General features: G+C 33.9%; 15 protein-coding genes. 12 read left to right on the forward strand and 3 right to left on the reverse strand.

Annotated features, from left to right (window positions below; genetic code table 11):
* Nucleotides 1–166 precede the first annotated feature (166 nt).
* From AC1RPX_RS06250 to AC1RPX_RS06275, 6 genes are all read left to right on the forward strand, one after another.
* Nucleotides 167–1,759: a CTP synthase gene (locus AC1RPX_RS06250; RefSeq protein ID WP_481761774.1), complete on the forward strand. Its 1,593-nt coding sequence runs from the start codon at nucleotides 167–169 to the stop codon at nucleotides 1,757–1,759.
* A gap of 116 nt (nucleotides 1,760–1,875) precedes the next feature.
* Entirely contained in the window at nucleotides 1,876–2,247 is a 372-nt protein-coding gene (locus tag AC1RPX_RS06255; RefSeq protein ID WP_481761773.1) for a GntR family transcriptional regulator, read from the forward strand.
* A 2-nt stretch (nucleotides 2,248–2,249) separates the two neighbouring features.
* On the forward strand, nucleotides 2,250–3,143 hold the full coding sequence (locus tag AC1RPX_RS06260; RefSeq protein ID WP_481761772.1) for an ATP-binding cassette domain-containing protein: 894 nt from the start codon (nucleotides 2,250–2,252) through the stop codon (nucleotides 3,141–3,143).
* On the forward strand, nucleotides 3,143–4,189 hold the full coding sequence (locus AC1RPX_RS06265; RefSeq protein WP_481761771.1) for a hypothetical protein: 1,047 nt from the start codon (nucleotides 3,143–3,145) through the stop codon (nucleotides 4,187–4,189). The genes AC1RPX_RS06260 and AC1RPX_RS06265 overlap by 1 nt, the downstream gene beginning before the upstream one ends.
* A 145-nt stretch (nucleotides 4,190–4,334) precedes the next feature.
* Nucleotides 4,335–5,231, forward strand: a complete 897-nt coding sequence (locus AC1RPX_RS06270; protein ID WP_481761806.1) for an ABC transporter ATP-binding protein — start codon at nucleotides 4,335–4,337, stop codon at nucleotides 5,229–5,231.
* Entirely contained in the window at nucleotides 5,231–6,001 is a 771-nt protein-coding gene (locus AC1RPX_RS06275) for an ABC transporter permease (RefSeq protein ID WP_481761770.1), read from the forward strand. The genes AC1RPX_RS06270 and AC1RPX_RS06275 overlap by 1 nt, the downstream gene beginning before the upstream one ends.
* 78 nt (nucleotides 6,002–6,079) lie before the next feature.
* Here the strand turns inward: AC1RPX_RS06275 and AC1RPX_RS06280 are convergent, their stop codons facing one another.
* Nucleotides 6,080–6,763: a metallophosphoesterase gene (locus AC1RPX_RS06280; RefSeq protein WP_481761769.1), complete on the reverse strand. Its 684-nt coding sequence runs from the start codon at nucleotides 6,761–6,763 to the stop codon at nucleotides 6,080–6,082.
* A gap of 254 nt (nucleotides 6,764–7,017) precedes the next feature.
* Nucleotides 7,018–8,025, reverse strand: coding sequence for a DUF1002 domain-containing protein (locus AC1RPX_RS06285; protein WP_481761768.1), 1,008 nt, complete (start codon nucleotides 8,023–8,025; stop codon nucleotides 7,018–7,020).
* 225 nt (nucleotides 8,026–8,250) lie between these two features.
* On the opposite strand from AC1RPX_RS06285, the gene AC1RPX_RS06290 reads away from it, so the two are divergent.
* The 3 genes from AC1RPX_RS06290 to AC1RPX_RS06300 all read left to right on the forward strand — a co-directional run bounded on the left by AC1RPX_RS06290 (nucleotide 8,251) and on the right by AC1RPX_RS06300 (nucleotide 9,926).
* The gene (locus tag AC1RPX_RS06290; RefSeq protein ID WP_481761767.1) at nucleotides 8,251–9,360 is read left to right on the forward strand and encodes an NADH-dependent flavin oxidoreductase; all 1,110 of its coding nucleotides are present in this window, start codon (nucleotides 8,251–8,253) and stop codon (nucleotides 9,358–9,360) included.
* Between the two features lie 154 nt (nucleotides 9,361–9,514).
* Nucleotides 9,515–9,745 (forward strand): helix-turn-helix domain-containing protein, encoded by a 231-nt coding sequence (locus AC1RPX_RS06295; protein ID WP_481761766.1) that lies wholly within the window; start codon nucleotides 9,515–9,517, stop codon nucleotides 9,743–9,745.
* Complete coding sequence (locus AC1RPX_RS06300; protein ID WP_481761765.1) at nucleotides 9,723–9,926, forward strand: hypothetical protein; 204 nt, start codon at nucleotides 9,723–9,725, stop codon at nucleotides 9,924–9,926. The genes AC1RPX_RS06295 and AC1RPX_RS06300 overlap by 23 nt, the downstream gene beginning before the upstream one ends.
* 56 nt (nucleotides 9,927–9,982) lie before the next feature.
* On the opposite strand, the gene AC1RPX_RS06305 is transcribed toward AC1RPX_RS06300, so the two are convergent.
* Complete coding sequence (locus AC1RPX_RS06305; RefSeq protein WP_481761805.1) at nucleotides 9,983–10,438, reverse strand: MerR family transcriptional regulator; 456 nt, start codon at nucleotides 10,436–10,438, stop codon at nucleotides 9,983–9,985.
* A 172-nt stretch (nucleotides 10,439–10,610) separates the two neighbouring features.
* On the opposite strand from AC1RPX_RS06305, the gene AC1RPX_RS06310 reads away from it, so the two are divergent.
* From AC1RPX_RS06310 to AC1RPX_RS06320, 3 genes are all read left to right on the forward strand, one after another.
* Nucleotides 10,611–12,071 carry an MDR family MFS transporter gene (locus tag AC1RPX_RS06310; RefSeq protein WP_481761764.1) on the forward strand — a complete coding sequence of 487 codons (1,461 nt, stop codon included), beginning with the start codon at nucleotides 10,611–10,613 and terminating at the stop codon, nucleotides 12,069–12,071.
* The gene (locus tag AC1RPX_RS06315; RefSeq protein WP_481761763.1) at nucleotides 12,071–12,823 is read left to right on the forward strand and encodes a DUF4811 domain-containing protein; all 753 of its coding nucleotides are present in this window, start codon (nucleotides 12,071–12,073) and stop codon (nucleotides 12,821–12,823) included. Before AC1RPX_RS06310 ends, AC1RPX_RS06315 begins: the two co-directional genes overlap by 1 nt.
* A gap of 131 nt (nucleotides 12,824–12,954) precedes the next feature.
* Nucleotides 12,955–13,884, forward strand: a complete 930-nt coding sequence (locus tag AC1RPX_RS06320) for an alpha/beta hydrolase (RefSeq protein WP_481761762.1) — start codon at nucleotides 12,955–12,957, stop codon at nucleotides 13,882–13,884.
* Nucleotides 13,885–13,947 lie beyond the last annotated feature (63 nt).

The following is a 13,947-nucleotide window of genomic DNA, read 5'->3' on the forward strand; positions in this document are numbered from 1 at the left end:
GGTATTTCTTGCGAGGACAAACGCACGGTTGATACAAGCTCCCTACACTGATTAGATTATTCTACTCGGCTTAGGGGGCTTGTTGTTTTTTATAGACATAATGAACAATAACTATCAGGCCACAAACACAGAATCCCCACAAAAATTAACCCAAAGGAGATTTATAATGACCAAATATATATTTGTTACAGGTGGCGTTGTTTCGTCAATTGGTAAAGGGATTGTTGCAGCATCTCTTGGCCGTTTATTAAAGAATAGAGGCTTGAAAGTTACTATTCAAAAGTTTGATCCTTATATCAATGTGGATCCAGGAACAATGAGTCCCTATCAACATGGGGAAGTTTTCGTAACTGATGATGGTACAGAGACTGATTTAGATCTTGGTCATTATGAACGTTTTATTGATATTAACTTAAATCAATATTCAAACGTAACGACTGGTAAAATTTATTCAGAAGTTTTACAAAAAGAACGTCGTGGTGATTATTTGGGTGCCACAGTTCAAGTTATACCACATATTACAAATACAATTAAAGAAAAAATTATGCGTGCTGGAACAACAACGGATTCTGATGTTGTAATTACTGAAATAGGTGGAACTGTTGGTGATATTGAATCATTGCCTTTCCTTGAAGCATTACGTCAAATGAAAGCTGATGTCGGTTCAGATAATGTTATTTATATTCATACAACATTGATTCCTTACCTAAAAGCTGCAGGTGAAATGAAAACGAAACCTACACAACATAGTGTTAAAGAATTACGCGGATTGGGTATTCAACCAGATATGTTGGTTGTTCGGACTGAAGAACATATCTCGCAAGATATGCGTAATAAATTAGCTAATTTCTGTGATGTTGAACCAGAAGCCGTTATTGAATCAATGGATGTTGATACATTATATACGATTCCTTTAGCGTTACAAAAACAAAAAATGGACCAAATCGTTGTTGATCATTTGAAATTAACAACACCAGAAGCAGATATGACTGAATGGCAAAAACTTGAAACACAAGTTTTAAATTTGAAGAAAACAATCAATATTGCGTTGGTTGGTAAATATGTTAAATTGCCAGATGCTTATATTTCTGTTGCCGAAGCATTGAAACATGCTGGATACACTGTTGATGCTGATGTTAAAATCACAATGGTTGATGCAGAAAAATTAGATGAAAGTAATATTGTTGAAACGTTGCAAGATGCTGATGGAATCATCGTTCCAGGAGGATTCGGTAATCGTGGACTTGAAGGGATGATTCTTTCAATTCAATATGCGCGTGAAAATAATGTTCCATTCTTAGGTGTTTGTCTTGGTATGCAAATGGCATGTATTGAATTTGCACGTAACGTTGTTGGGCTCCAAGGCGCACATTCAACTGAAGCTGTTCCAGAAACACCACATAACATTATCGACTTGATGACAGATCAAGAAGATGTTGAAGATATGGGTGGAACACAACGTCTTGGTTTATATCCATGTAAATTAAAACCAGGAACGGTAGCAGCTGCAGCTTATGATAATCAAGAAGTTATCCAAGAACGTCACCGTCATCGTTATGAATTTAATAACGAATACCGTGAACAACTTGCTGATAAAGGATTGGTTTTTGCTGGAACATCTCCAGATAATCGTTTAGTTGAAGTTGTTGAAATTCCTGAAAATAAATTCTTTGTGGCAGCTCAATACCATCCAGAATTTTTATCAAGACCACAACGTCCAGAAGGTTTATTCCAAGCCTTTGTGAACGCTACAGTTTAATAAATGTAATTGAAAGAGATAATAACAATTTGTTATTATCTCTTTTTTTATGTCTAAAAGGGTTGTATTTAATATGTGTACTATGTATTATAGTACACATGGATGAGGTGAGATAATTGCAAATTAATAAGACGAGTAGTAAACCGTTTTATGAACAATTGATATCAGGTATAAAAGAAGATATTTTTAAAGGAATTTTGCAGACAGAAGACAAGTTGCCGTCAGTTAGAGAAATGGCTAAAATTCATGAAATGAATCCAAATACGGTTAGTAAAGCGTATAAAGTTTTAGAATCACAGGATGTAATCGTGACAGTTAAAGGTCGAGGGACATATGTCAAAGCCAATAATGAGAGCAATCGCGATGAACGACAAATCCAAAAAAATCGTGAGGCATTGTTAGATACGATTAAAGAAGTGACCTATCTCGGTGTCCAAGAAGATGAGATTCAGGGTTGGGTTAAGTCGTATTTTGAAAAGGAGGACTAAGAATGGGATTTGAAATTAAAGGTTTATCAGAGAAAATTAGTGACAAAGAGATACTTAATGATATTAATATGTCTTTAGTCCCAGGGGAAATAGTGGGTCTAATTGGTCGTAATGGAGTTGGTAAAACAACCTTATTCAGATCAATTTCAGGCCAATACATACCAGATCAAGGTGATATTTTAATTGATGATCAATGGATGAAAGAAGATTCATCATTGAAGGAAAAACTCTTTTATTTAGATACACAGAATAATTTTTTAGACAGCTACACAATAGATAAGATTGTCGAATTCTATGAACTCGCTTATCAAACGTTTGATCGTCAAAAATATGATAATTGGGTCACAGAATACAACCTACCTAAACAAACAAAATATCGTCAATTTTCTAAAGGGATGCAAGGATTATTTAATATTATTTTGGCCTTTTCCACTGGTGCACCATATGTTATTTTAGATGAACCACTGGACGGGTTAGATGTAATTGTCCGTAAACAAGTTTTCCAAATTATTATTGATGCCGTTGCTGAAGACCAGCGAAGTGTACTTATTTCTTCACATAATTTAGAAGAATTAGATCGATTAATCGATCGCGCAATGGTTTTAAAAGATGGACATATTGTGAGTGATTATCGTTTGGAAGACACGCGTTCAGAATCACGAAAAGTTCAATTGGTGTTTAAATCAAAAGAAATTCCAGCTTTCATTAAAGAAAATAGCCGAGCAATGAGTATTCAAGGTCGTGTCGTCACTGTTTTATTTGAACACTATTCAGATGAAATTGAAGCTCAAATTGAAGCTGAAGATCCGGCATTATTCGAAGAATTACCGTTAACGTTGGAAGATTTATTCCGAGCAAGTCTTTCGGCTAAAGAAAATACCGGAGGTGGGAAGTAGTGACAGTTAATAGAAGATTGAATCAGATTATTTGGCAGAGATATAAGTGGATTGTTTTATCACTTGTTGCACTTATTGTGGTTGTTATGGGGTTTACACTACATAATTCGGTTGACACTACGGGAATAGACGCGGCCAATCTTACTTATACAGAGTTTGTTCAAAGTGAAAAAGATTCGGCAAAAGCGGATCATCGTAAAATAGGTTCAGTTAGCAGAGCAACATATGAAAAAAATAATATTAAAATAAAAGATGTAAGTATTCATGATGGTACATTTCAAAATGCAAAAACAGCACTAGTTATTTTTAGTCTGGGTGCTATCTTATTAGGGATATTTACTAATATGTATGATATGCAAACTAAATTTAATGAATTTATATTTTCAAGCTCATTTTCTAGAAAACGCATTTTCTTAAAAAAAATTGGTCTAATGTTACTACCTGCCTTACTTACTTTTATTGTAGGTTCAATTATAACAACATTTGTTGCTGATGTAGCTATCTCAGTAAGTAATCCAAATTTTATATCAGATAGAATGATACATTTATTCTTAGATAGTAGTCAATTGATTGCGCTATACAGTGTTGGCCTTGTGGTAGGTGTTTTAGTTCGTCGGGTTGTAGCATCTGTCGTCACTGCGTTGGGATTCACTGGCTCGGCCTTGATATGGTTTGCTTACTTTGAAGGATTCATTTTTGATCAAACGCAAGACATGTCTAATACTTATTATCTTGTACTAGGATTTATATACTTGATTGCTGGGTTATTGATGATAGTGATGGCAGTTCATTATTTCAACAAATTATCATTAGAACAGGATAGTCCTTATTTACAATTCGATTATTTAAAACTACCACTACTCATTTTTACAACGGCTTATATAGCTATTTTAATGGCTGTAGTTAATTATGATACAATTGGGGAAAAAATAGGATATGGCTTGATAAGCGGCTGTATTACAGTCATTGTTGCTTATATTGTTATTTATCGTCCACAAAATATTAGTCAAAAATTGCAACGTATTTTTTCGAAAAATAAAAAATAAAAGTAAAATGGCTACCTATTTCTCTAAGAATAGGTAGCCATTTTGACCTTACAGACTTGTTAGTATGTAATAAAAGGGAATTGTGCTAAACTACTGTTTATAGGAATGTAAAAGCAATTATTGGGAGGGATTCAATTTGAAAGAAATGTTAACAATAAACAATTTAACTAAAAGTTTCGGTAAAAAGGTAGTCCTCAAAGGTATTAATTTTACAATCGCAGAAGGTGAGATTGTTGGGCTTGTTGGTGCTAATGGCGCTGGTAAAACAACCATCATGAAATCAATTCTTGGATTATCAAATTACCAAACTGGAGAAATAACAATTGACGGTAAAATTGTATCAACAACTAGCCATCAAGGGTTAGAAGAAGTTGGTGCCTTAATTGAATATCCTGGTATCTATCCATTTTTAAGTGGCTATGATCATTTAAAATTATTCTCTGAAATCAATACCAAAGAAGAATTAGATGAAATTGTTGCTGATTTGCATATGACAGATTACATTAATCGTAAAGCTAAATCATATTCATTAGGAATGAAGCAAAAATTAGGAATTGCATTAGCTTTATTAAATAGACCAAGATTAATTATTTTAGATGAACCTATGAACGGATTAGATCCTCAAGCAACACGTGATGTCCGCGAACTTGTTTTAAAGTTATCTAAACGCGGGACAGCGTTCTTGATTTCAAGTCATATTTTAGGTGAATTAGAGAAAATTGTTGATCACTTTATTATTTTAAATGAAGGTAAAATAATGAAAGCAATGTCTACTACTGAATTAAGTGATAGTAGTAAGCGATATGTTTTACTAGAGACGACGTCAAACGAGCAAGCTAAAGTTCTTTTAAAGGCCGCTAATTATGAATTGGCAGTTGATCAAACAGTTAAAGTAAAGGTAGACGAACAAGATACTTTAGCAAATATTATCCAAGTGCTCTACGATAATAAAATTCAAATAAATGATGTACGTCATCAAGAACATGATATGGAAGAATCACTATTGAATTTATTAGATAGTAATGACGGAGGTAAGGCTTAATGTTAACTTTAGTTAAACAAGAATTATTTAAGTTAGGTAAAAAGAAATCTACAGCGATTATATCAGCGATATTACTTGTTTTTATTTTTGGGGTAGCACTTTTAACAAAAATATATAGTTCGATTTTCGATCCAGCAAGCATGGTACAAAGTGGATTTGGATCTATTCAATTAATTATTTTCATTTTAATTGCGTCAGCAAGTGTTATTATTGCTATGGAAACACAGTTTGGTACAATTAAGGATTTGCTTTATCGGAAATATTCACGTGGAGCTGTTTTAGCTAGTAAATGGCTTACAATATTAATCTATTCGATTTATTTGAATGTTTTAATATTCGTGGCTTCAATTATAGCTAAATTAGTGCTTTTACCAATGGTATCCTTGTCAGATAAAATAGATAACCAAACGATTGTTATGTCTTTAATAACAACGTTAGTGGGGAATTTTATTAGTACCTGGTTGATTTTAAGTTTGGTATTATTATTGGCTAGTATCTTTAGTAGTTCAGGTGCTTCGATTGCAGCTGGTATTGTTTTTTATTTCTTAACATCTATTTTATCAGGAATCCAAATGTTAGCTATTGCTAAATGGGATTGGATTAAATGGAATCCACTTAATATGATGAATTTAAGTAATCAGTGGGCAGACGGACAGGAGTTTGAAAAACTAACTCAATTAACGAATAACGAATTGATTATAGGTAATCTAGCTTATACGGCACTATTTTTATTTTTAGGTTATTTTGTTTTCAAACGTAAAAATGTTTAAAAAAAGTGTATCGTCAATTAATTTTTGACGATACACTTTTTTTGTCCAATAATTATGAGTAGCTTAAAATGACTATTACTAAAGATACAAGTCAAATACTGCAATCTGTGGAGGTACTAGGAATCGAGCTGAGATTCGAGATGTTCCAATACCACTATTAACATATAATTTTGTATTGTTCTTTAGTGTATAAAGGCCACTAGAGTAGCCACCATCTCCGTCATGATCAGATAATAATCCTTTATTAGTGAAAGGAATACGAATTTGGCCACCATGTGTGTGACCACTTAAAATTAAATCGACGGTATTAAATGAACCATTTGACAAACTAGGTTCATGAGCCATTAAAATATGGTACGTTGAATTGGATTTATCAGGAGCTACTGTCGTTTGGACATCGGGGATACCTAATTGAGAGTCATCTACACCACCCAACCAAATGGATGAATTTCCACCTACATTGATAGTCGTTGAACTATTTTTAAGGACAGTAAAACCACCTTGATTCATTACAGTAGTGTAAACTCTGGCTGCACCGCCACCGTAATCTTTATTTCCATATACTGCGTATTTTCCATAGGTTGATTTAATTTCACTTAGTTTTTGAACAATAGCTGTTACGGGATGGTATTGATTGTAATTGCTGAATAAATCACCTGTAAATAAGACCAAATCTGGTTTTTCTTGATTGATTTTATTAACAATTTTTCCGAAATTTTCAGGTGTATAATCATCTGCTATTTCGACATCACTAATTTGCACAATTTTAAGTTTCTTTTTAGTAGTATCTGCCTTATTTAAAGCAATATTTTTAACGACAACGCGGTAAGGCTCTATTTTAAATGCGTAAAAGGTACATGCGGCACTTACTATTAATAGGATGAAAATGACACTTAATATTTTTTTCTTCGTGATAGTATCATGCCTCCGTTTGATTAGTTAACTAAAAAAACCTACAGTAAGATTTTTAGTCTAAAACTGTAAGTTCTTCTTAAAACCTATATGGTTAGTTTTATTTATGAAATCCAAGAACTAATAGCTGACCAGATAGCGTTAAAAAATGAAACAATTGCGTCCCAAATTTTTTGTAGGAAGTTTCGATTTTCAGCTGTGTCTAATTTGCTGAAAATATCTTTAGCACCATCTTGAATATTTGTTGCAACTTTACTTGCTTGTGATTTGAAATTTGATGAATCTAAAGCACCTGAATCACGAATCTTGATTAACACGGCAATAATATCTTGTTTTTGATTATCAGTAATGACATTTGTTAAGTTATTATTTGTGATTTGGTTATTTACAATAGTAGTAATTTGATTATTTGTAATAGAACTACCTTCTTTAGCCATATCATTTTTAGCACCGGCTACAGCGTTATTCAATTGTGAATCAGTATACCCATCTTTGCTTTTATTGGCTTGTGTAATGTCACTTAAAGTCGACATTTCATTTTGTGCGGCAGTGACTTGTTTTGTATTTAGAGCGTCCCCGTTTGTAGCGAAGGCTGCATAAACACCAGCTAAAGCACCTGATCCATCTATTGGTGTAGCAGAAGTGACATAGATATTGGCATCAGTTACACCAGCTGTTAATGCGGCGTTTTTATATTGGTTTTCTGTAATTGTGGTGATGTTATTTTTACCATTGTAGTCTAAAATTTCAACGTTGATACCAGAACCACTGCTCGTTTTTTGAACCATAGCAGATGACCAGACACCTGAAGTTGATGTAAATGAGCCACCAGAACTATTGAGATATTTAACTAAAGTTGCGCCATTTACGGGTAATGTCGAATATGAAGAACTACCGTTTAAGCTAGCTGTTAAAGTTGAAAGTGTTCCTGATTTTTGTGAATCTGTTAAACTTGTTCCTAATGTGACAACTGGATTTGACCAGTCAGTTGTTGTGCCCGATGTTGATGAAGCTGAGCTTGAATCATTAGTTGCAGCAGAGGCAACAGATCCTAGACTCAAGACAGCTAATGTTGTAAGAGTTACTGTATAAATTAATTGTCTGAATTTCATAATGGTTTGCTCCTTAAATAGCATGTATTTTAATTTTATTATACCTATCTGATGAAGGAATCATAATAATTGAGTTTGAATAATAGAAAAAATTAAGATTTATCATCATTGAGAGATTTCTTTGTAAGTGAGACAATGAGCGCATCATTTAATCTAGCAACATAATTTTGAGTAGTATGGTATGACTAATTTAAATAAAACTAACGACTGAATGGGAGAATAACGATGACAAAAAAGATGACGGATACCTTTAGATTCAGGCGGGGATTGGAATTGAAAAATAGAATCTTAATGGCGCCAATGACCGTTAAGATGAGCTACTATGATGAAGTTGTTACACATGATGAATCAGATTATTATGCACTACATTCAGGCGAAGTTGGGGCTGTTATTACGGCAGCTACCAGTGTCCAAGCAAATGGAAAAGGTTGGGAAGGCTCACTTGCCATCTATGATGATAAGTTTATTCCCGGGCTAACGAGATTGGCATCGGCAATCAAAAAGAATGGGACTAAAGCTATTTTACAAATTTTCCATGCGGGTCGTATGACAAATTCAACGGTACTTAGAGGACAATTACCAGTTTCAGCCAGTGCTGTTGCGGCAGAAAGACCAGACGCAGAAATTCCTAAAGCATTGTCAGAAACTGAAATTTTAGAGTTGATTGAATCCTTTAAATCAGCAACAAAACGAGCAATTAAAGCGGGATTTGATGGCGTTGAACTGCATGGTGCGAATACGTATTTACTACAACAATTTTTTTCACCACACTCAAATAGACGTCATGATGCTTGGGGTGGCACGCTTGATAAGCGATTTAAATTCATTAATGATGTAGTTGATGGTGTTATTGAGAGTGTTGATCAATCAGGTGTAAAAGATTTTATTGTTGGTTACCGCTTTTCGCCTGAAGAATATGAAAAGCCAGGTATTAGTATGGAAGATTCAATGATTTTGATTGATAAACTTGCTGATAAAAAATTAGATTATCTACATATCTCATTAGGTAAGTATAATAGTGTTTCGAGAAATATAAATTTCAATGAAAAATCAAGAATGGATTATGTCCAAGAAAAGATAAATGGTCGTGTTCCATTAATCGGGGTAGGAGATGTTCGGACTCGGGAAGATGTTAATGGTGTTTTGGCTAACGCTGATTTAGTAGCCGTTGGTCGTTCACTCTTAATTGATCCTAAGTGGACATCAAAGTTATTGAATGGACAAGAAGAAACTATAAAAAGAACCTTAGCTAAAAATGATCGGGAAAAATTAATGGTTAGCGATGGTGCTGTTGAATTTTTAAAAGATATGATGCCTGAGCGGTTAGTTGATTAAAAAACAAAACTAAATCTAGACAAATAGTGTGTTGCAAATTTAATTTGCCGCATGCTATTTTTAGTTGCGGCCCTTTCAACTAGCGGTTGCCTGTTGCACCCCTTGCTGTATGCTAATATTTGAGATGTTAAATAGAGGAAAGAAGGTTATAGGGATGAAAATTATATTTGCGGAACAACTCGTTAAAATACGTAAAGAGAAAAAAATGTCACAAGAAGAATTGGCAAATCAATTGTTTGTATCAAGACAAGCTGTATCAAAATGGGAAACAGGAGAAGCTGAACCTGATTTGGGAAAAATTGAATCGGTAGCCAAAATTTTAGACGTCCCTGTAGAAATATTACTTTTTGGTGGCGATGCCAGTGAAAAAAACGTCAGAGTTTAAAACTAGAATTAAACGATTTATAGAAGAAGATGAATCAGATAAAGATTGGCACGAAAATCATAGATGGCGTGAGTGGCAATATAAACCGATTAATAATGGGTGGGAATTCCTAGCTCGCTATTACTGGATTATTTTTGCACTCATTGGCATGATTGCATGGGGGATTATGGGTCTAAAATAGATATGATAATAAAGAAGCTTTCAATACTTGTCTACAAACAAGTATTGAAAGCTTCTTTATTTTACCGGAACAACTTTTATTTCAGTTGAGTCATCATGAATGACAATGTATAACGTTTGAGTTTCTTCTTTATCAAAGAAACCGAGATTAATACAGGGTAAACCATCGATTTCTTCCACGCCAACGAAACGATCCGTAAATATCTGACGAACCATTTTACCCATTTCTTTATGGGCATTTGCTTTAGCGGCAGCTGTTTTAAGTGTAAATCCAGAGTCTAAGTAAGATTTAATTAATCGAATAATTGATAAGGTATGGTAAGAATATTTTCTATTCTGATTTTTATTAGTATTAATAGAATCAATAAAGCCTTTTTGTTCCCAATAACGAATTTGACTCTGAGTGAGCCCAGTTGTTTCGGCAATTTCACCGATTCCGATTGAAAATGTATCATTCTTCATAATAACGGCCATTCTTTTTGCATAATCTTTAATGTTTGCAATATCGTCCATATCTGCCAAACGAATATACCTCCTAAATAAAAATTTATCTAACAATCTCATTGTGATGTTTACTATACTGATTATATATATATTAAAACGTTTGTCAACTTACTTGACATTAAAGCGAGATAGTCTTATATTAGTCTTCGAAGATAAATTAAAGAAAAAGAAGGTTTTAAGTATGGATGGATTAGATGCAAAGGGTAAACCATATAATCGCCCCATGCTAATTGCAATTTTATTAGTAGGGACATTTTGTACGGTTTTGAATCAAACAATTTTAGCAACTGCATTTCCAACATTAATGGATGAATTTGACGTAACAACGTCAACTGTTCAATGGTTAACAACAGGATTTATGTTAGTCAACGGGATTTTAATTCCAGTTAGTGCATGGTTAAGTAGTCGTGTAAATACCAAATGGTTATACATAGGTGCTATTGGTATCTTTGAATTAGGAACAGTTTTAGCATTTATCGCACCTAATTTTGGGGTATTGTTAACAGCTCGCTTAGTTCAAGCAGTCGGTGTTGGGGTAACAATGCCTTTATTACAAACGATTATGCTTTCAATTTTCCCACCCGAAAAACGTGGTGCTTCAATGGGACTTGCCGGTTTAGTTATCGGACTAGCTCCTGCAATTGGACCTACACTTTCAGGTTGGGTTATTGATAATGCTTCATGGCGTGATCTTTTTGGTATGATTATTCCATTAGTAGGAATTGTTTTTGTGGCTTCTTTCTGGTTTATGAAACCGGTCATCAAAACACACAAATCTAAAATTGATGTCTTATCATTGATTTTATCAACAATTGGATTTGGTGGCTTACTTTATGGATTCTCAACAGTTGGAGATAACGGCTGGGGAAGTACCTCAGTACTTAGTTTCCTTGTTGTGGGTGTTATTTTTATTGGTTTATTCATATGGCGTCAATTAACAATGGAAAATCCTTTCTTGGAATTACGTGTTTTTGCTTCCCAAGAATACACAATTGCAGCCGTTTTAAGTTCAATTGTTAACATGGCTATGATCGGTGTTGAAATGATTCTACCAATGTATCTCCAAATTGTACGTGGAGATAGCGCATTTGAGTCAGGATTAACCTTATTGGCTGGTGCTTTAATGATGGGGATTATGAGTCCGATAACGGGACGATTATTCGATATTTATGGTGCTAAGAAATTGGCAACTGGTGGTATGTTCTTATTAACACTTGGTACAATTCCATTCGTTTTCTTAACAAAAGATACGCCAACTTTATACATCACAATTATGTATGCAGTTCGTATGTTTGGGATTTCAATGGTTATGATGCCAACAACAACATCAGGGATGAATGCATTACCAGCTAACTTGATGGGTCATGGAACGGCTGTTAATAATACAGCTCGTCAAATCGCAAGTTCAATCGTAACAGCGGTTATGATTTCCGTTCTAACAAATGTAACAACAGCTGCATTACCAGCTAAATCAATGCTTAAATCGGCACCATTAGATTACAAAACAAAAGCTATTGATGCGACATTAAGTGGTTATCATGCTGCCTTTATCATCGCAGTCGTTTTCTGTGTGGTTGGGCTCGGATTTTCATTCTTCTTAAAATCAAAACAACAAGTTTTAAAAAATGGAGGTAATAAATAATGATTATTTTATTATTAATTCTTTCAATTATTTTATTCTTCCTTACGTGGAACCTCATCCGTAATAATGTACTGAGCTACATTTTAGGTGGCATTTTTGCACTTTGTATTATTCTTACAGGTGGCTTAATTGTTGCTAACTACAGTGCACATTATGGAATGGAAAAAGTAACGACAACTAAGACAGAACAATTAGCTTCTAGTTCTAAAGAGATGGACATGTTACTATATCAGCCTATCGGTACAGATGGATCTGAAAAAGTCGTTATTTATAAAAATACGGCATCACAAAAGAAAACAAAGGCAACTAAGACAGACGATACAACTAGCAAGATTGTTGAAAATGCTAAGAGTAACAAATTAGTTACTAAAGAAACCCGTTGGACTTATAAAGGTAATGGGTATCGATTAATGTTTGGTATCGCTAATAACGATAAAACTTTAGTAAAACGTACGCATACATTCTACGTTAAAAAGAGTTGGACAACATTAACGGTTAAGCAAGCTAAGGCCATGCCTAAAATTGCTAAAGTAGAAGCAGCTAAAATGAATACAAAGGCAGGAAAAGCTAAACTTGCTGCGGATGGTGCTACTTTTGTTAAAGCAGCTGTCACAAATGCTATGATGAAAGATGCATCAATCTCGAAAGCTGATCAAGCTAAGATTGCAGAACAAGCAACAACAATTTTCAAGGCACAAACAAAAGCAAAAGTAATGCAAAACGTATTAAAAGAAGTTAAAGAAATTAAATAAACCGTTATTTATTTAGTAACCACACTAGTTTATCCAACTAATGTGGTTATTTTTTTAAATTAAAACGTGAATTATAAAATAAACAATGCTATAATACGTTAATGGCATAAACGATAAAGGAGTTTCTTTGAATGAAAAAGAAAATTATAATTTGGATTGTCAGTATTTTAGTGTTATTAGCGGTTGCAATTACAGGGGGTAGTTTCTATCTCTATCACTATGCCATTCAAAATACAGAAAAAACATTAACGGGAACATCAAAAGGAACACCAAAGCGAACAATTGAAGCAAAAAAATGGTTGGCCAGTACTAAAAAAGAAAACTGGACAGAAACATCAGCAGGTGAAAATTTAAAATTAGTTGCTGACTATGTACCGGCGGCAACTAAATCTTTAAAAACAGTTGTTGTGGCACATGGTTACATGGAAAATAAAGAAAGTATGGCTTCATATATAAAATTATTTCATGATAATGGCTATAACGTTTTAGCGCCAGATGATCGAGGCCAAGGTAAAAGTCAGGGCGATTATATTGGTTTCGGATGGAAAGATCGCTTAGATTACATTAAATGGACCAAAAAATTAATTGCCGAAAAGGGAACAGATCAAAAGATTGGCTTGTTTGGAGTTAGCATGGGTGGTGCTACTGTCATGATGATGAGTGGTGAAAAGTTACCAACTCAAGTTAAAGCAATTGTTGAAGATTGTGGTTATACAAATGTTGAAGATTTGTTAGCTTATCAATTGAAACTCCAATTCAATTTACCAAAAGAACCATTAATAACAACTTCTAGTTGGGTAACTCAGTTACGTGCGGGCTACTCTTTTGCAGAAGCTGACTCTGTTAAACAATTAAAGAAAAATAAATTACCAACATTATTCATTCATGGCGACAAGGATGATTTCGTTCCTAGCGCAATGGTTTATGACAACTACAAAGCCTCAGCAGGTACGAAGGAATTGTGGATTGTGAAGGGCGCAGGTCACGGAAAAGCGTTCAGTAAGGATCCAGAATTATATACTAAAAAAGTCGTTAAGTTTATGAATGATAATTTAGATTAATAATAAAATCATTTATTTTTTAAATAACATCAAAAAGTGTGGGGGTACCCTCTATTTTTGATG

Source organism: Dellaglioa sp. CoH-56-MRSF-14 (assembly GCF_056782115.1).